The sequence below is a fragment of the Amycolatopsis dongchuanensis genome (assembly GCF_039542405.1).
Taxonomy (GTDB): Bacteria; Actinomycetota; Actinomycetes; order Mycobacteriales; family Pseudonocardiaceae; genus Amycolatopsis_E; species Amycolatopsis_E sacchari.
The window spans coordinates 11,906-28,664 of sequence record NZ_BAABIB010000147.1 but is presented as its reverse complement, the minus strand read 5'-3'; the positions used below and the strand labels follow the sequence as shown (position 1 = coordinate 28,664).

Annotated in this window: 16 protein-coding genes and 1 pseudogene; 8 read left to right on the top strand and 9 right to left on the bottom strand. The window is 72.5% G+C overall.

All coding sequences use genetic code 11. The features are described 5' to 3' along the window. The first annotated feature begins 131 nt into the window (after positions 1-131). Both ABFX51_RS35030 and ABFX51_RS35025 read left to right on the top strand, forming a co-directional pair. A complete protein-coding gene (locus ABFX51_RS35030; protein ID WP_346056314.1) occupies positions 132-827 on the top strand; it encodes a response regulator transcription factor in 696 nt (231 codons plus the stop codon). A 1-nt stretch (position 828) separates the two neighbouring features. Then, the gene (locus tag ABFX51_RS35025; RefSeq protein ID WP_346056313.1) at positions 829-2,088 is read left to right on the top strand and encodes a sensor histidine kinase; all 1,260 of its coding nucleotides are present in this window, start codon (positions 829-831) and stop codon (positions 2,086-2,088) included. A gap of 33 nt (positions 2,089-2,121) precedes the next feature. Here the strand turns inward: ABFX51_RS35025 and ABFX51_RS35020 are convergent, their stop codons facing one another. After that, complete coding sequence (locus ABFX51_RS35020) at positions 2,122-3,045, bottom strand: quinone oxidoreductase family protein (RefSeq protein ID WP_346056312.1); 924 nt, start codon at positions 3,043-3,045, stop codon at positions 2,122-2,124. Between the two features lie 74 nt (positions 3,046-3,119). Between ABFX51_RS35020 and ABFX51_RS35015 the strand changes: the two genes are divergently transcribed. Then, the gene (locus tag ABFX51_RS35015) at positions 3,120-3,554 is read left to right on the top strand and encodes a MarR family winged helix-turn-helix transcriptional regulator (protein WP_346056311.1); all 435 of its coding nucleotides are present in this window, start codon (positions 3,120-3,122) and stop codon (positions 3,552-3,554) included. A 640-nt stretch (positions 3,555-4,194) separates the two neighbouring features. Here the strand turns inward: ABFX51_RS35015 and ABFX51_RS35010 are convergent. Then, positions 4,195-4,839 carry a type 1 periplasmic-binding domain-containing protein gene (locus ABFX51_RS35010; RefSeq protein ID WP_091505460.1) on the bottom strand — a complete coding sequence of 215 codons (645 nt, stop codon included), beginning with the start codon at positions 4,837-4,839 and terminating at the stop codon, positions 4,195-4,197. A 100-nt stretch (positions 4,840-4,939) separates the two neighbouring features. On the opposite strand from ABFX51_RS35010, the gene ABFX51_RS35005 reads away from it, so the two are divergent. The 4 genes from ABFX51_RS35005 (at position 4,940) to ABFX51_RS34990 (ending at position 9,748) form a co-directional block, all read left to right on the top strand. Beyond that, entirely contained in the window at positions 4,940-6,136 is a 1,197-nt protein-coding gene (locus ABFX51_RS35005) for a HupE/UreJ family protein (protein WP_346056310.1), read from the top strand. Positions 6,137-6,196: 60 nt separating this feature from the next. Further along, entirely contained in the window at positions 6,197-7,747 is a 1,551-nt protein-coding gene (locus ABFX51_RS35000; protein WP_346056309.1) for a purple acid phosphatase family protein, read from the top strand. 68 nt (positions 7,748-7,815) lie between these two features. Continuing rightward, a complete protein-coding gene (locus tag ABFX51_RS34995; protein WP_091505463.1) occupies positions 7,816-8,775 on the top strand; it encodes a WxL protein peptidoglycan domain-containing protein in 960 nt (319 codons plus the stop codon). Positions 8,776-8,902: 127 nt separating this feature from the next. Further along, complete coding sequence (locus ABFX51_RS34990) at positions 8,903-9,748, top strand: sulfite oxidase (RefSeq protein WP_346056316.1); 846 nt, start codon at positions 8,903-8,905, stop codon at positions 9,746-9,748. On the opposite strand, the gene ABFX51_RS34985 is transcribed toward ABFX51_RS34990, so the two are convergent. The 5 genes and pseudogenes from ABFX51_RS34985 to ABFX51_RS34965 all read right to left on the bottom strand — a co-directional run bounded on the left by ABFX51_RS34985 (position 9,749) and on the right by ABFX51_RS34965 (position 14,149). Then, the gene (locus tag ABFX51_RS34985; RefSeq protein ID WP_346056308.1) at positions 9,749-11,233 is read right to left on the bottom strand and encodes a tannase/feruloyl esterase family alpha/beta hydrolase; all 1,485 of its coding nucleotides are present in this window, start codon (positions 11,231-11,233) and stop codon (positions 9,749-9,751) included. Between the two features lie 55 nt (positions 11,234-11,288). Further along, positions 11,289-11,575: pseudogene (locus ABFX51_RS34980) on the bottom strand (transposase); the annotation flags it as partial. Between the two features lie 55 nt (positions 11,576-11,630). Continuing rightward, the gene (locus ABFX51_RS34975; protein WP_346056307.1) at positions 11,631-12,860 is read right to left on the bottom strand and encodes an RNA polymerase sigma factor; all 1,230 of its coding nucleotides are present in this window, start codon (positions 12,858-12,860) and stop codon (positions 11,631-11,633) included. Between the two features lies 1 nt (position 12,861). Beyond that, positions 12,862-13,281 carry a YciI family protein gene (locus ABFX51_RS34970; protein ID WP_346056306.1) on the bottom strand — a complete coding sequence of 140 codons (420 nt, stop codon included), beginning with the start codon at positions 13,279-13,281 and terminating at the stop codon, positions 12,862-12,864. A 97-nt stretch (positions 13,282-13,378) separates the two neighbouring features. Further along, positions 13,379-14,149: a putative hydro-lyase gene (locus tag ABFX51_RS34965; RefSeq protein WP_091505473.1), complete on the bottom strand. Its 771-nt coding sequence runs from the start codon at positions 14,147-14,149 to the stop codon at positions 13,379-13,381. 84 nt (positions 14,150-14,233) lie between these two features. Here ABFX51_RS34965 and ABFX51_RS34960 point away from each other — a divergent pair, with 84 nt between their 5' ends. Beyond that, the gene (locus ABFX51_RS34960) at positions 14,234-14,938 is read left to right on the top strand and encodes a dienelactone hydrolase family protein (RefSeq protein ID WP_218153430.1); all 705 of its coding nucleotides are present in this window, start codon (positions 14,234-14,236) and stop codon (positions 14,936-14,938) included. On the opposite strand, the gene ABFX51_RS34955 is transcribed toward ABFX51_RS34960, so the two are convergent. Next, a complete protein-coding gene (locus ABFX51_RS34955; RefSeq protein ID WP_346056305.1) occupies positions 14,850-16,085 on the bottom strand; it encodes a GDSL-type esterase/lipase family protein in 1,236 nt (411 codons plus the stop codon). The two genes, ABFX51_RS34960 and ABFX51_RS34955, sit on opposite strands and share 89 nt — an antisense overlap. Next, entirely contained in the window at positions 16,082-16,657 is a 576-nt protein-coding gene (locus tag ABFX51_RS34950) for a TetR/AcrR family transcriptional regulator (RefSeq protein ID WP_346056304.1), read from the bottom strand. Before ABFX51_RS34950 ends, ABFX51_RS34955 begins: the two co-directional genes overlap by 4 nt. Positions 16,658-16,759: the final 102 nt, after the last annotated feature.

The window sequence follows — 16,759 nt, the reverse complement described above, 5'->3', positions numbered from 1 at the left end:
GCCGACTGACTGCAACACCAGCCCCACCAACCACAACACGAGTTACGAGACATCCCTTAGGCGGGCCAAGGCAAACGGAAGGTAATCGCGAGGCAAGGCCTTCGTTCCGCTTTCTGGTTTATGCTGCGGAGGTGGCCAGACTGCTGCTCGTGGAAGACGACCGCACCATCGGACAGGCGCTCGATTCGAGCCTCGGGCTGCACGGCCACGACGTGTGCTGGGTCCGTGACGGCACGGTCGCCCTGCACGAGGCGCAGCGCACCGCGTTCGACCTGGTGCTGCTGGACCTGGGCCTGCCGGACCTCGACGGGGTCGAGGTGTGCCGCCGGCTGCGGGCGCTCCAGCCGCAGACCGTGCTGGTGATCGTGACCGCGCGGCAGGACGAGATCGACGTGGTACTGGGACTGGAGGCCGGCGCCGACGACTACCTGACCAAACCGGTGCGGCTGGGCGAACTGCTCGCGCGCGTCAGGGCGCACCTGCGGCGCGGCCCGTCCGGTGCCCGCCAGACGATCGTGGTGGGTGCGCTCGTCGTCGACCCGGCGAGTCGCCAGGCGAGCGTCGCCGGGCAGGAGATCCTGTTGCGCGCCAAGGAGTTCGACCTGCTCGCTCGGTTGGCGGAGGCGGCGGGCACCGCGGTCAGCCGGGAGACGCTGATGACCGAGGTGTGGGACGCGCACTGGTACGGCTCGACGAAGACACTGGACGTGCACATCGCTTCGGTGCGCCGGAAACTCGCCGAAGGCGCGCCGGCGCCGGAGCAGGCGCCCCGTATTTCCACGCTGCGCGGGCACGGCTACCGCCTCGAACTGCCGACGGGGGCGTGACGTGCGCAGGCGGATCGTCACCCTCGCCATCGCCGCGACCGTCGTCGCGGTCGTCCTGTTCGGTGTGCCGCTGGCCGTGCTGCTCGCCCACACCGGCTGGGAGGACGAGCGCACGGAGGTGGGCAGGGTCGCCATCAGCGCGGCACTGTCCATTTCGGACGAACTGAAGGGGACCGCCGCGCCCCGGCTGCCCGCGGCACCGGCGGAGACGCGGCTGGCGGTCTACTTCCCCTCCGGGGAGCTGCGCGGCGGGGAGGGCCCGCGGTTCGCCGACGAGGCCGTGGCCGAGGCCTTCGACGGCGAAACCGAACTGGACGACACCGGCTCGGCGTTCGTCGCCGCGGTCCCGATCGTGGACGACGGGGCGCTGCTCGGCGTGGTCCGCGCGGAGAAGCCGCGGTATGCCGCGCACCTGCACACCGCGCTGCTGTGCTCGATCATACTCGGGCTCGCGCTGGTGTCGGTCGGTGTGGCGTGGCTGCTCGCCCGGCGCATGGCGCGCCGCCTCGCCCGGCCGCTCGAAGACCTGTCGGGGGCGGCGAAAGTGCTGGGAGAGGGCGATTTCACCGTGCGCGCCCCGATGTCGGGGGTGCCGGAGATCGACTCGCTCGGCCAGTCGCTGGGCAGCGCGGCCCGGCGCATCGGGGACACCCTGGACCGGGAGCGGGCGTTCTCCGCGCACGCTTCGCACCAGCTGCGGACGCCGCTGGCCGGGCTCCGGCTGCAGCTGGAGGCCGCGCTGGAGTCGCCAGCGGATCCGCGACCGGCCGTCCGCACGGCGATCGAGGCGGCCGACCGTCTGGAAAGGACGGTCGACGACCTCCTCGTGCTCGCCAGGGACACCACGGCGACGCAGGTCGCGGATCTCGACGCGCTGCTGGCGGAGCTGGAGTCGACGTGGGGCGAGCCGCTGGCCGCGCGGGGCCGGGCGATCCGGATTTCGGCGGATGAGGCGCCGCGGCCGCAGGCGTCGGCGGCCGCGGTCCGGCAGGTGCTGAACGTGCTGGTGGACAACGCCTACACGCACGGGCGCGGCACGGTCCGGGTGACCGCGAGGGACGCGGGCGGCGTGCTGGCCGTCGACGTGTCGGACGAGGGCGAGGGTGTGGCGCCCGGGCAGCAGCTGTTCACGAGAAAGTCGGGCGGCCACGGCATCGGGCTGCCGCTGGCGCGCAGCCTCGCGGAAGCCGACGGCGGGCGGCTGGTGCACGTCTCCGGCTCGACGTTCACCCTGCTGCTGCCCGTCGGCGTCCGGGTGTGAGCGCTCGGCGGTGCGGCTGAGCCCGCTCCGGCGTCAGGGCGTGAGCACAAGGCGCTCGGTCGTGCTGGTGGATTCCGCCCAGGCCTGCTCGACGTCGGACAGTGCGACCGGGCGGGCGTTGATCTCGAACGTGCCGCGGGTGATCTCCTCGGCGAGCGACGGCAGCTCGGCGATGATGTCGCGCGGGGTCACCGAGCCCTGTCCGCTGCCGATGATCCGCAGGCGGGCGGCGCGGAGCGCGGCCGAGGGGATCGCCGCGGTGGGCCCGGCGACGGACCCGATTTCGATCCACGTCAAGGGCTTGCCCCGGTCGGCGCGGTGGGTGACGACGGCGGCCATCGCGGCGGCGGTCGGCTCGCCCCACACGTAGTCGAGCACCACGTCGACGTCGGCCGCCTCCGCGACACGGTCGAGCGGCACGGTTTCGCTCGCACCCACCGCGCTCAGCCGCGCCTCGTCGCGCCCGGCTGCGACGACGCGCCCGGCGCCGAGCAGTTTGGCGATCTGCACGGCGAGACGTCCCGCGTTGCCGGTGGCCCCGAGGACGAGGACGTCCTGCCCGGGCTGGAACTCGGCGCGCCGGCGCAAGGCGACCCACGAGGACATGGCGGGGTTCATCGCGGCGGCGACGGCGAGCACGTCACTGCCCTCGGGCAGCACGACGCTGCGGCGGACGTCGATCACGGTCCGCTCCGCCATCGAACCCAGTGTCGTCTCGGGGAGGACGAAGTAGCGGAGCCGCCCGTCCGGCCCGCGGCCCACCCCGTCCACGCCCGGCACGAGCGGGAGCTCGCCGGTGGTCGTGTAGTGGGAACCGTTGGCCTGGGAGCGGACGCGGGGGTGCAGCCCGGCGGCGAGCACGTCGACGACCAGCTCGTCGGGCCCGGTGGCGGTGGGGTCGGGAAAGTCCTGGTAGCGCGGCGGGGCGTCGAACGCGGAAACGACGGCAGCTTTCATCGGAATTGCTCCTTTAGTTTGTCTTGCCAACCAAACTAGTTGGCAGTACAAACTTCGTCAAGTAGAGTGGGCCCGTGACCGACGAGCAGGACGACGTGGTGGACATGCTGGTGCAGACCGCTTTCGCGACGATGGCGGTGCTGAACAGGGTGGCCGCGGAGCACGACCTGTCGCTGACGCAGCTGCGGGTGCTCGGCATCCTGCGCGACCGGCGGCTGCGGATGAGCGTGCTGGCCGACTACCTGGGTCTCGACAAGTCGACCATGACGGGCCTGGTCCAGCGCGCGGCGAAGCGTGGGCTGCTCGCGAGGGCCCCCAGCCCGGGCGACGGGCGTGCGGTGGAGGTGTTCCTCACGCCGGACGGTGTCGCCCTCGCGCAGTCGGGCCGTGACCAGGTCGCGCGGGCGCTGGCACCGCTGACGGCGGCCCTACCCCCCGCCGACCGGCGCCGGTTGCAGGGCCTGCTGGCGCGGATGCTGGACGCGGGAGGAATCCTCGAGCCGGGGTGATCCCGGGGGTGGGGGGTGGCTGGCGGGGCGGCGGCTGGCGCGGGGGCGGCGGGTTGCTCGCGGGGGTGGCGGTTGCGAGGCGGCGGCTCGGGGGTGGCCGGGACGGCGGTTGTGATGGCCGGAGCGGCGCGGCCGGGCTGGCAGCGCAGCTTACGAAACGACCGCGCGGCACGACGGGGACGGCAGCGCAGCTCGCGCGGCGACCCGGGCGGCGGTTGCGCCGGAGCGGCACGGCAATGCAGCAGCGCCGCCGGAGACGGCCCGGGCGGGGCGGATTGCGGCAGCGCGGCCCGCGAGGCGCCCGGGACGGGGGTTGTGATGGCCGGAGTGGTGCGACCGGGGGTGGCAGCGTAATCCGCGAGGCGGCCGAGACGATACGGCCGGGGCGGCAACAGCCTCGCGGCCGGCCCGGGCGGCGGCAGCCGCGAAGCCAGCCCCGGCGGCACGGCCCGGGCAGTAGCAGCCACGGAGCCAACGGGAGCCAGCAGGAGCCGCGAAGCCAGCCGGGGGCCAGCGTGAGCTAGCGAAAGCCGCGAAGCCAGCAGAAGCTCACCGCGCCAACCGCAGCCGCGACCCCAGCCACCCCACCCCACCCCGCCCCCGCCTCCCAGCGAAAGGCGCCCCCGCCGCGAGAAAGCCCCTACCCCACCCGGACGACGATCCCCGTCAGGCCGGTCAGCACGCTCGCCACCCCGGCCCTCAGCGCCGCCGCCGCGTGCTGCGGCGTGAAGGAAGCCGGGTCGTACCCCGTTGACGTGCCCAGGCCCTCACCGCGGTAGGACGCGCCCGCCCAGTTCGCCGCCGTGACGTTCGCCGTGGGCTCGGCCAGTTCGGCGCCCAGCACGAGGAACTGCTGGTCGAGATGGCTGGCCGTGACGAGCGCCAGCGCGTCCACCAGGTCCTTGCCCGCGCTGACCACCAGGTCCGGGTGCAGGTCGATCGCCTGCCGGATGCTCGCCGGATACCCACCCGGCGCGGCGGAAACCGTTTTCAGGCTGACCTGCTCCTGCCCCGCCCACTCCGTCACGGCCGACACGAGCGTCTTCGTCTCCGGGTCGTCCCCCGCGGTGAGCAGCACCACGCGGTAACCCGGCGACGGCCGCACACCCTCCCACGAACCAGGCGCCGGGGTGACCGTCGCCTCCGGGGTGGGCGACGCCGTGACGAAACCCGGCCCCAGCACACCGATCGCGCTCGGCGCGGGGTGTGGACGGGACCAGTCGTCCGCGCCACACCCGGCGACGAGCAGGCCCGCGGCCGCCACAGCCAGTAGTCGCCCACGCATGCCCCTTTCCTACCCGAACAACGACGAAGATCGGCATCCGGTCGCCGGTTGTTCGCCTGCCGTCCGCCGGCCGTTCGCCTGCTCCAAGCAGTCTGCGTCCATGTTCCGCCTGATCCGGGCCCTCGCCATCGCCGGCACGACAGCCGCCGTGGCCCTCCTGACCGCCGCGCCCGCCTCCGCGCACGGCTTCACGTCCACCGTGTACGCCGACGTGACCTCCCCCGAATCCGGGCACGTCCGCGCCTCCCTCGGGCTCGAGTACGACCTGCTCGTCGTCTCCGCGGCGGACTACCAGCACGACGACCCGCTGTTCCGCCAGGGCACCGCGGCCTTCGAAGCCCACGACTCCGCCGCACAGGCCGCCGCACTGGAAACCCACGCCGACACGGTGATGCGGTACGTCAGCGAGCGCTTCCGGGTCACCGCGTCCGGGCAGGCCTGCGCCCCGGTTCGCGACGGCGGCTTCACCATGGAGGAACGCGACGGCGTCCCCTACACCCGCCTGGTGCTCGACTACCGGTGCGCCGCCGCTGAATCCCACCAGGTCTACAGTGGACTCTTCCCCGACGCCGAGGGGTACGTCCGTGACACCAAGACCATCGTCACCTACGAGCTCGACCTGACCTCCGGCAGCGCGGCGCTCGACGCGCACCAGCCCTCCTTCTCCACCCAGCAGGCGTGGACGCAGCGGTTCTGGGAGTTCTTCCGCCTCGGCGCCGAGCACCTGCTCACCGGTCTGGACCACATCCTGTTCCTGCTCGCGCTCATCGCGGGCTCCCGGCGGCTGCGCGAGATCGTGCTGGCCGCGACGACGTTCACGCTCGCCCACTCGGTGACGTTCGTCCTCGCCGCGCTCGGCCTCGTGCGGGCACCCGCGGCCGTCGTCGAACCCCTCATCGCGCTCTCGATCGCCGTCGTCGCCGCGTGGCCGTTGTGGCGGCTCTACCGCCGGGGTGCGCAAGCGTCGGAGCTGGACGCGGGCGGCCACTTCAGCCTCGACCGCACGGGCTGGGCGAGGCTCGCGGTGGTGTTCTGCTTCGGCCTGGCGCACGGGCTCGGCTTCGCCTCCGCGCTGGGCATCGACGCGGCGTGGTCGTGGACGCTGCTGTGGTCGCTGCTCGTGTTCAACCTCGGCATCGAGGTGGTGCAGCTGGCGATCATCGCCGTGGTCTTCCCGTTGCTGGCCCTGCTGCGCCACCGCGCCCGCCTGACCCCGGCGCTGGCGACGGGCGTGCTCGCCGCGGGCGTGTCGGTGATGGGGCTGACCTGGTTCGTGGAGCGGATCTTCGCGCTCTGATCCCCCGCAGGCCCGCTGCCGTTCACCTGATCAACATCAACCCGGGAAACGCTTCCCCCCATGACACTACCCAGATCACTGGCCCACGGCGTGACCGCCGCCGTCGTGGGCCTCGCCGTGGCGTTCGGCACCGGTCCAGTGGCCACGGCCAACCCGACCAGCCCGGACAGCCCGATCACGTTGTCGGGCATCGTCCTCGGCGTCGGCGCGAAGGAGTCCCAGCGCGTCGTCAGCTGGTACTCCTCGACCGGCGCGGCCCAGGTCGTGCAGGTCGCCCCGACGGCGAAGCTGAACCACGGCCAGTTCCCGAGGAACGCGCAGACGTTCCCGGCGACCGTGACGGCGAACACCGTCAACGGCGGCTACCACGGGCACGCCACGCTGGACGGCCTCAGGCAGAACACCAGCTACTCCTACCGCGTCGGCTCCGGCGGCAGCTGGTCGCCGACGTACACGTTCAAGACGCAGAAGTTCAACGGGGACTTCGACTTCCTGTTCTTCGGCGACCCGCAGATCGGTTCGTCGGGGGACACCGCGCGGGACGGCGCCGGCTGGCGCGACACGCTGGACGTCGCGCTGAAGGCGAACCCGAACGCCGAGCTGCTGGTCTCCGGCGGTGACCAGGTCGAGTCGGCGAACAACGAGTCCCAGTGGGACGCGTTCCTGTCCTCGGACAAGCTGCGCCAGTACCCGTGGGCGGCGACGATCGGCAACCACGACGTCGGCGGCAAGGCCTACGAGCAGCACTTCTGGACGCCGAACACCGACCGTTCGGCGCCCTACTACAACGGCGCCCAGGACACCCGCTCCGGCGGTGACTACTGGTACATCTACAAGGACGTGCTGTTCATCGACCTGAACAGCAACGCCTACGCGAGCGGCTCGGACGAGGCCCACATCGGCTACGTCACCGACGTGATCAAGCAGCACGGCGGCAAGGCGAAGTACACGGTGCTCGTCTACCACCACTCGATCTACTCCCCCGCCGACCACGCCAACGACGCCGACAACCAGCAGCGCCGCCAGGACTTCCCGACGGCGTTCTCCAACCTCGGCGTGGACCTGGTGCTGCAGGGGCACGACCACAGCTACTCGCGCAGCTACGTCATCAAGAACGGGCAGAAGGCCAACCCGGCCGAGCAGCCCGGCGCGACGCAGGTGTCCCAGGGGCCGGGCGGGGTCGTCTACGTGACGGCGAACTCCGCGTCGGGCTCGAAGTACTACGACCTCACCGACCCGGACACGAGCAAGGACCCGAACTACGGGCCCGACCCGCTCAACCCGGACAACCACTGGGCCAACTCGGTGGAGAACCAGGAGCACGTCCGCACCTACGTCAAGGTGGAGGTGCGGGACGACAGGCTCGTCGTCCAGAACGTCCGCAGCGGCACCTGTGCGGCGCCGAACGCGGCGGTCGAGCTGGGCAAGGTTTCCTGGTGTGGTCCTGACGAGGGCACCAAGCCGGCACCGCCGGTGGGTTCCACTGTGGACAAGGTGGTCATCCACCCGTACCGCGGTGGCGGGCACGGCATCCACTGGCCGTTCCCGGGGCAGCCCTGCTGGCTGGAGCAGCCGGGCAAGGGCCGTACCACCCTCACCACGCTGAACTGAAAACCCGGTGGGGTGGCCGTTCCCGCGGCCGCCCCACCGTCCATTCCAGACTTACCGAGGATCCCCGGATGCCCGTCTTCGCCCGCGCGGCCGTCGTCGCGCTGCTCGCACTGGCCGTCAGTGCACCCCTTCCCGCGTCGGCGCAGGAGGACGTCCCGTGGACGGTTTCGACGGCCGCGAACGACTTCGGCGCCGACCGGGAGAACTACCGCTACACCGTCGAACCGGGTGATCTGCTCGACGACGCGCTGGTGGTCGCCAACCGGGGCGCGCAGCCGCTCGACCTGGCCGTCTACAGCGCGGACGGGTTCACCACGAAGACGGGTCAGCTCGACCTCGTCACGAAGGACACGCCCTCGACCGGCGTCGGCGCCTGGGTGCGGCCCGCCGTGGACCACGTGACGGTGGCACCCGGCCAGTCCACCGAGGTGCCGTTCACCGTCGCCGTACCGGAAAGCGCTTCCAGCGGGGACCACGCCGGCGGCATCGTGACGTCGCTGACGCAGGGCGGGGTGGAGCGGCGCGTCGGTATCCGCGTGCAACTGCGCGTCGGCGGCGGGCTGGCACCCGCGCTGGCGGTCGAGGACCTCGCCGTGCACTACTCCGGCAGCGCGTTCGGCGAGGGAGACGCGACCCTGACGTACACGATCCGCAACACCGGCAACGCGATCGTCGCCGCGCGGCAGACCGCGTCCGTTTCCGGCCCGTTCGGCGCGTGGCGCACCGACGCGGCCCCGATCGGGGATTCGCCGCAGCTGCTGCCGGGCGAGACGTGGCCGGTGTCGGTGCCGGTTTCCGGGGTGGTCCCCTCGGTGCTGGTCACCGGCTCGGTGACCCTCGTCCCGCTGCTCACCGACGCGGCGGGCTCGATCACGCCGCTGGAGTCCGTCGAGACGACGGCGGAGGGTTGGGCCGTACCGTGGCTGCTGCTCGTGCTCGTCGTCGTGATCGGAGCCGGGCTCATCCTCTGGCGGCTCGTCCCAGCAGCTGGAAAGCGGCGACAACGCGAGGCGCACGCGGCAGCATGACCGGGCATGGCGGGAATCGACCGCCACCTGCCCCGGCGCACCGCGCTGGGCCTCGCGGGGCTGGCCGCGTCCGCGCCGTTCTGGCCCCGCACGGCCCACGCGGCAGCACCGATCGTGAAACCGCGACCTGCGCGCCCTGCCGTCGGAAACGGTGACGGCGCGGATCGAGTGCGCGGGCAACGGCCGCAGCTTCTTCACCTCGCAGCAGGGGCAGTCGGTGACCGGCACGGCGTGGCGGCTCGGCGCGGTCGGCGTCGCACGCTGGCGCGGGGTGCGGCTGGCGACCGTGCTGGCGCGGGCGGGCCTCACCGGTGCCGCCGTGGACCTGCTGCCCCAGGGCCTCGACCCGGACTACGTCACGGGCGGGGTAAACCTCGGCCCGGTCCGGCGCCCGCTGCCGGTGGCGAAGGCGCTCGAAGACGTCCTGCTCGCCTACGAGATGAACGGCGAGCCGCTGCCGCCCGACCACGGTTTCCCGGTCCGCCTGGTCGTTCCCGACTGGATCGGGGTGGCGTCGATCAAGTGGCTCGGCCGGATCGAGGTCTCCGCGACCCCGCTCTCCTCACCGTGGAGCACGCAGTACTACCGGTTGTGGGGCCCCACGTACCCGCCGGAGGGCGAGCTGCTCACGCGGCAGAACACCAAGAGCGCCTTCGAACTCGCGTGGGGCGCGACGCTGCCCGGCGACCGCGAGCACGTCCTGACCGGCCGCTCGTGGTCGGGCCACGGCGGCGTCCGGCGCGTCGAGGTGAGCACCGACGGCGGCCGCACCTGGCGCACCGCGACCCCGCACGGACCCGACCGCGGCTGGCGCCGCTGGTCCCTGCGCTGGCGTCCGCCGGCCCCGGGCACGTACACCCTGCGCGCCCGCGCCATCGACCGCACGGGTGCGCGGCAGCCGGACGTCGAGCCGTACAACACGCAGGGCTACCTGTTCGGCGCCGTCGTCGGCCACCCCGTCACCGTGGTCTGATCAGGCGCAGCGGTAGGACGAGGCGTTCGCCGGATCGCCGTGGCCGCTCCAGCGGGCCACCTGCGGGTAGCGGCACACCGGCCGCGTTTGCCCGGCACCGGCGGCGGGCAGCGTTTCCGGCGCCTTGCCCTGCTCCACCCACCGCACGAGGGCGGCGAACGGGTCGACCAGCTGCGGGCCCGCGCCACCGGAGCAGTGCCCGACGCCGGGCGCGAGGAACAGGCGCGCGAACTGCTGCGTGCGGCCGGGGCCGAGCGTGCGCTGGACCCGTTCGTAGTAGTCGATCGTGCCCTGGAACGGCACGCCGAAGTCCGCTTCGCCGTGCCACAGCAGGAGTTTCCCGCCGGCCCGCCGGAACGCGGACAGGTCGGGGTCGGCCGCGCCGAGCACCCGGTCGTACTGCCGCACCGCCTGGTCGAAGTACGCCTCGAACCGCTCACGGGTCAGGCTCGTCCAGTCCCACGACCGGTCCTGCGCGAGGAACAGGCTGAACCACCACAGGTCGTAGACGAACGGCTTGCCGACGAGCCGCCCGTCCACCTCCACGGTGTCGTTGAGCCCGGCGAAGGGGGCACCGGGAGCCAGGCCGTACCAGAGGAAACGCCCGTCCTGCCGCCGCGGGCCCTGCTGGATCTCCTTCATCACCGCGACGTCCGCCGCCGTGATGGTGCCGCACGGCGTGGGCGTGCCGACGAGCAGCGACAGGTCGAACCGGCACGCGAGCGGATCGCCGATGACGTCGTCCACCACCCCGTCGCCGAGGGTGTCGCACGCCCGCACGGTCGCCGTGACGGCGGCCTCGAACTTGCACGGCGCGACCGGGTTCCCGGATTCGAGCATGACCAGCTGGCCCCACAGCTGCCCGGTCTGCATCTGCGGGTAGTTGATCACCGGGGCACCGGCGAGGATCCCGTCGTACTCGCCGGGGTGGCGCTGTGCCTCCATCACGCCCTGGCGGCCACCCGTGGAGCAGCCGGTGAAGTACGAGTACGCGGGCCCGCGGCCGTAGTAGGCGCGGATCAGCGCCTTCGCGGTCGTGGTCATGTCCTGGACGCCCTCGTGCCCGAAGTCCTCGATGGCGGGCCAGTTCAGGCGGCCGTCAGCGTCGAGCGCGAAGTCGGCCGTGGCGCCGGTGTGGCCCGCGTCGGTGGCCGCGGTGGCGTACCCATTCCGCAGCGGTTCGAGCAGGTTCGCGGGATCACCACCGGAGAACCCTCCGCCACCAGTGGCCTGGAAGCGCCCGTTCCACGTGTTTTCCGGCAGGTACACCCAGGCCGTGACCACGCCACCGTCCACATCGGACACGCGGGCGGTGACGCGGCAGGACGGAGGCGTGGTGGCGTCACCGGCGTCTTGGACGGCGGAGACGACCGAGGGCAGCGCGGCCAGTCCCCCGCAGGACCGGTGTTGCCCGGCCTGCGCCACGGGAGCGGTCACGAGCGCGGTGACCAGCCCGGCCACCAGGGCGAGTGAGCGTCGTCGCACGGCTCCGACCGTAGCGACCACGCCTGTGGGGCACATCGGACAATTGACTTAGGCGTCAGTTCAGCATGAGCTGGTGTAGGCAGATCATCGAGCAGGCGAGGCTGATGATGGCTTGGTGAATGTCGGCGCGGCGTTCCGTGCGGACGCGCAGGTGGCGGAAGCCCTTGAGCCAGGCGAAGGTGCGTTCGACCGGCCAGCGGATTGTGCCCAGACCTGAGCCGTGACCGGCACCGCGTCGGGCGATCGTCGGAAGATGCCGTGGTCGTGAACCAGGCGCCGGTCCTTGTCGTGGTCGTAACCGCGGTCGGCGTGGAGCCGCTGTAGTCGTCTCCTCGGTGTGCCGACCGTCCTGCACCACCAGCAAGGCCGACACACCAGCTCATTCTGAACTGATCACTTAGCCCAGTGCCGACAGCTTGCGCCGCAGCACCGTCCGCTCGCGTTCGTTCCCGCACAACCGCAGCGCGCGCTCCAGCTCCTCGCGGGCTTCGGCGGCACGGCCGAGGCGGGTGAGCAGCTCACCGCGCACGGTCGGCAGGAGGTGCGAGCCCTTCAGCGCACCGTCCTCCAGTCCGTCCACGATGGACAGTGCCTCCCGCGGACCGCGGGCCATCGCCACCGCCACCGCGCGGTTGAGGGTCACCACCGGTGACGGCGCGAGCCTGCCGAGCGCCTCGTACAGCAGCACGATGCGCTCCCAGTCCGTCTCCTCGACCGAGGCGGCCACGTCGTGGCACTCGGCGATCGCCGCCTGCAGGCCGTACGCGCCCAGCCCCCGCCCCACCCCGGTGGCGTGGGCCAGCGCGGCGCGGCCACGGCGGATCGCCGCGCGGTCCCACCGGCGGCGGTCCTGGTCCTCCAGCAGCACCGGCTCGCCGTCCGGCCCGAGGCGGGCCGGGAACCGCGCCGCCGTCAGCTCCAGCAGCGCGAGCAACCCGTGTGCCTCCGGCTCGTCCGGCACGAGCCGCACCAGCACCCTGGCCAGCCGCAACGCCTCCTCGGCCAGCTCCACCCGGATCAGCTCGCTGCCGGAGGCCGCCGTGGATCCTTCGGTGAAGATCACGTACAGCACGTTGAGCACCGAACCGAGGCGCGCGGGACGCTCCGCGGCCGGCGGCACCTCGAAGGGCACGCGCGCGGCCTCGAGCGTCTTCTTCGCCCTGGTGATCCGCGCCTGCACGGTCGCGGTCGGCACCAGGAACGCGCGGGCGATCTCGTCGCTGGTGAGGCCGCCCACCACGCGCAGCGTCAGCGCGACCCTGGCCTCCCGCGACAGCACCGGGTGGCAGGAGACGAACATCAGCGCGAGCACGTCGTCGTCGATGCGGTCCGGGTCCCACAGCACGTCGCCGGGCTCGACGGGCTCGCGGGCGAGCACGGAGTAGCGCTCCTCCAGCGCGGAGTTGCGCCGGAACACGTCGATCGCCCGGCGCTTGCCGACCGTCAGCAGCCACCCCGCCGGGTTGCGGGGCACGCCTTCCCGCGGCCACGTCACGAGCGCTTCCGCCAGCGCCTCCTGCGCGAGGTCCTCAGCCAGCGCGAAATCGCCGGTGTAGCGCGCGAGCGCCCCGACGATCCGCGCCGACTCGATCCGCCAGACGGCGGCGACCTCCTCCCGGCCCGTCATCTCAGAGCTGACCGGTCGCCTCGCGCCACGCCCGCTCCTTCTGGATCCACTCGTTGTCCTGCGGGAACTCGTCGATCGTGGTGACGCGGCGGATCTCGGTCTTGAAACCGGGGCCGGTCATCGGGGACCGCTTGGCCCACTCGACGGCCTCCTCCTTCGAGGCGACGTTGAGGATGTAGAAGCCGCCGAACAGCTCCTTCGTCCCGCCGTACGGCCCGTCGGTCACCACGGGCGGCTCGGTCGAGTAGTCCACGACGACGCCTTCGGTTGCGTCGGCGAGCCCCTCGGCGGCCACCAGCACCCCTGCCCGGATCAGCTCGTCGTTGTAGCGGCCGACGGTCGCGAGCATCTCGTCGAAGTCGATGTCCCCCATCTTCGCGAAGGCCTCGTCGGTGGCGCGCATGATCAGCATGTACTTCACGGTCGTCTCTCCCTGTTCCGCGGGTTCCGTCGCGAACCCTCTCACCCCCCGGTCGAACGGGACAGCCGCCGATCGACAACCGCGCCGGAATTTTTTCTCAGACCGCGTAGGTGTGGTCCGGAACGTCGGTGACGAACATGTGCCCCGGTGCGTGCGTGATCGCGAACGGCGGGCGTGACGCGGTGATCGCCGCCTGCGGGGTGACGCCGCACGCCCAGAAGACCGGGACCTCCCCTGGCCGGATCTCGACCGGGTCGCCGAAGTCCGGGGTGGCCAGGTCGGCGATGCCGAGCGCGGCGGGCTCCCCCACGTGCACCGGCGCGCCGTGCACCGACGGGAACCGGCCGCTGATGCGCACCGCGTCGGCGACCCGGTCCGCGGGGACGGGCCGCATCGACACCACCATCGGCCCGCGCAAGCGCCCGGCGGGGCGGCACGGCCGGTTCGTGCGGTACATCGGGACGTTCGTGCCCGCGCTGATGTGCCGCACGTCGATGCCGGCGGCGAGCAGCGGGGCCTCGAACGTGAAGCTGCAGCCGATCAGGAACGCCACGAGGTCGTCCCGCCAGTACCCGGTGACCTCGTCCGGCTCGTCGGCGAGTTCGCCGTCCAGCCAGACCCGGTACGCGGGCAGGTCGGTGCGCAGGTCGGCGTCCCCGGCGAGCGCTGTGCGGGGGCTGCCGGGGTCGGTCACGTCGAGCACCGGGCACGGCTTCGGGTTGCGCTGCGCGAACAACAGCACGTCGTAGGCCCAGTCCCGGGGCACGGCGATCAGGTTGGCCTGCGCGTAGCCGGGTGCCCAGCCCGCGGTCGGCACGCGGTGGCCTGCGCGGAAGCGGGCACGCGCGTCCGCGGGATCGGCGGTCATGCCCGCTCCCTCCGGTCGTCGAGATCGTTCTCCCACGCTACGGGGCTATCGTGGCGCCGGTAAGCCACTTTCGGGAGGAAGATCTTGTCGCAGCCGAAGTCCACCGGGCGTCCCGCCCGGCAGAACGTCGAGTTCCCCAGCGCGGGCGGCACCGCCCACGGGTACCTGGCCCGCCCCGCCGGCGGCAGCGGCCCCGGGGTGCTGCTCATCCAGGAGTGGTGGGGCCTGGACGACCACATCGCCGACGTGGCCGACCGGCTCGCGGCCGAGGGGTTCGTCGTGCTCGCCCCCGACCTCTACGGCGGCAACGTCGCGCACGACGCCGACGAGGCGCTCCGGCTGATGCGGGAGCTGCCGGTCCCGCGGGGCGTGGAGCTGCTCTCCGGGGCGGTGGACCACCTGCTGTCGCTGCCGGAGGTCACGTCGGACACCATCGGTGCCGTCGGGTTCTGCATGGGCGGCGGGTTCGTGCTGTACCTGGCCGCCGTCGAGCCGCGGGTCAGCGCCGCCGTGCCGTTCTACGGCGTGATCCGGGGCGAGCTGCCGGACTTCTCGCGGCTCGCGGCGACCGTGCAGGGCCACTACGGGAAGCACGACCAGTCGATCCCGCCCGAGCAGCTGGAAGCGCTTTCCGAGGCGCTCGAGAAGGCCACGGGCCGGGCGCCGGAGCTGCACCTCTACGACGCCGGCCACGCCTTCCTCAACGACCAGCGCCCGAGCCACCACCCTGAGTCGGCGCGGCTGGCGTGGCAGCGGACGGTGCGTTTCCTGCACGACCAGCTGGGCTGAACGGGCCGTCGCCGGCGAACGCGAAGCGGGCGAACCGCTCGCCCATCAGCCGGTGCGTCGCCGCGTCGGGGTGGAGCTCGTCCGGCAGCGGGTGCTCCGCGAAGTCGGCCTCGCCGTACAGCTCGCAGCCGTCGAGGTAGTGCAGGTTGGGGTCGGCGGCCGCACGCTGGGCCACGATCCTCGCCAGCTCGTCGCGGATCACCCGCAGCGTCAGCTTGCCCGCCGCGCGCTCCGCCGGGTCACCAGTCGCGCGGAAGCGGAGCTTCCCGGCCCTCATCGCCTCGAAGTCGAACGCGCCGGGCCCCGGGGTGTCCTCGTGGATCGGGCAGTGGATCGGCGAGACGACGAGCAGCGGCGTGTCCGGGTGGCCGTCGCGGATGGTGTCGAGGAACCCGTGCACGGCCGGGATGAACGCCCGCAGGCGCAGCGCGTCGCTGTTGACCAGGTTGATGCCGATCTTGACGCTGATCAGGTCGGCCGGCGTGTCCCGCATGGTGCGGGCGGTGAACGGGTCGAGCAGCGCGCTGCCGCCGAAGCCGAGGTTCACCAGCGACACGTCCCCGGCGGCGGCCGCGAGCGCGGGCCAGGTGGTGCTGGGGCTCGCGGCGTCGGAGCCGTGGCTGATCGAACTGCCGTGGTGCAGCCACACGCGCTGTCCCCGCGAGGGCGCGGGTTCGACCGGTGCGTCCGTGCGCAGGGCGACGAGCTCGGTGGTTTCGTTGTGCGGCAGCCAGATCTCGACGTCCTTGACCCCCTCCGGCAGCTGTCCGAAGTGGAGCGTCCCGGCCGGGCCCTGCTCGCTCTCGACGGCGCCGGTGGCCAGGTCGACGCGCACGGTGTTCCCGCCGTGCACGCTGCCCTGCCGCGTGAGCCGGCCGTCGACGAGCAGGTCGTACACGCCTTCCGGGCGTGGTGGGGCCCCGAGGTAGACCCGCTTGGTGGGTACCGTGTCGAGTTCGACGGCGGTGGCCCGCGTGCGGAAGACCAGGCGGACACCCGAAGGCTGGGCCTCGGCCATTGCGAGCTGCCCGTCGGTGTACTGCGCCCGGGCCCAGCCGGGCAGCCGGTGCGGCAGCAGGCCGCGTTCGGTGCGCTCCAGTTCCAGCGCGCCGCGGACGAGGTCCCCGGTGATGGGCGTGGTGATCATCTTTCCCCCTGTGGCCAGTGGTCGAGCAGTGCGTCGAGGACTTCGAGGATGCGGTCCCACGACTTCTCCGGGTCCGGCTCGCTGTGGCTGAACCCGCCGCCGAGCTCGGTGCTGACGAAGCCGTGGAAAACGCTGCCGAGCAGGCGGACGGCGTGGGTCTCGTCCGCCTCCGGCACGTCGTAGCCGCGCAGGATCGCCCGCATCATGCGGGCGTGCCGGGGTCCGGCGCTCGCGGCGGCGGTTTCCGGGTCGAACCGCTGCCGCGCCGCCGCGTACCGCCCCGGGTGCTCGCGGGCGTAGTCGCGGTAGACGGCGGCGAAGGCGAAGAGGGCGTCCTTCCCGGCGCGTCCGGCCAGCGCCTCGGCGGCGCGGTCGGCGAGTTCGGCCAGCGCGAGCAGGGCGATGCCGGTCTTGAGGTCCTGCGAGCTCTTGACGTGGGAATACAGGCTCGCGACCTGCACGCCGAGCCGCTTCGCCAGCGCCGACGCGGTGACCTGTTCGAAGCCGACCTCATCGGCCAGCTCCGCACCGGCCTGGATCACCCGGTCCCTGTTGAGACCCGCCCTTGCCATGACTCACCTGCCTTTTGCCTTCGGTGCTGTTGATATTACCTAATGACTTTAGGTAGATGTCAGCCAGGTACGGCTTGTCCCTGGCTGAGCCCCTCTCCCGGA

What these genes read in the sequence shown, in the direction of transcription:
- ABFX51_RS35000 (WP_346056309.1), top strand. Translation starts at nt 6,197, where the DNA reads ATGACACTACCCAGATCACTGGCCCACGGCGTGACCGCCGCCGTCGTG.
- ABFX51_RS34965 (WP_091505473.1), bottom strand. Translation starts at nt 14,149, where the DNA reads ATGACCGCCGATCCCGCGGACGCGCGTGCCCGCTTCCGCGCAGGCCAC.
- ABFX51_RS34955 (WP_346056305.1), bottom strand. Translation starts at nt 16,085, where the DNA reads ATGATCACCACGCCCATCACCGGGGACCTCGTCCGCGGCGCGCTGGAA.
- ABFX51_RS35020 (WP_346056312.1), bottom strand. Translation starts at nt 3,045, where the DNA reads ATGAAAGCTGCCGTCGTTTCCGCGTTCGACGCCCCGCCGCGCTACCAG.
- ABFX51_RS34975 (WP_346056307.1), bottom strand. Translation starts at nt 12,860, where the DNA reads ATGACGGGCCGGGAGGAGGTCGCCGCCGTCTGGCGGATCGAGTCGGCG.
- ABFX51_RS35005 (WP_346056310.1), top strand. Translation starts at nt 4,940, where the DNA reads ATGTTCCGCCTGATCCGGGCCCTCGCCATCGCCGGCACGACAGCCGCC.
- ABFX51_RS35010 (WP_091505460.1), bottom strand. Translation starts at nt 4,839, where the DNA reads ATGCGTGGGCGACTACTGGCTGTGGCGGCCGCGGGCCTGCTCGTCGCC.
- ABFX51_RS34995 (WP_091505463.1), top strand. Translation starts at nt 7,816, where the DNA reads ATGCCCGTCTTCGCCCGCGCGGCCGTCGTCGCGCTGCTCGCACTGGCC.
- ABFX51_RS34950 (WP_346056304.1), bottom strand. Translation starts at nt 16,657, where the DNA reads ATGGCAAGGGCGGGTCTCAACAGGGACCGGGTGATCCAGGCCGGTGCG.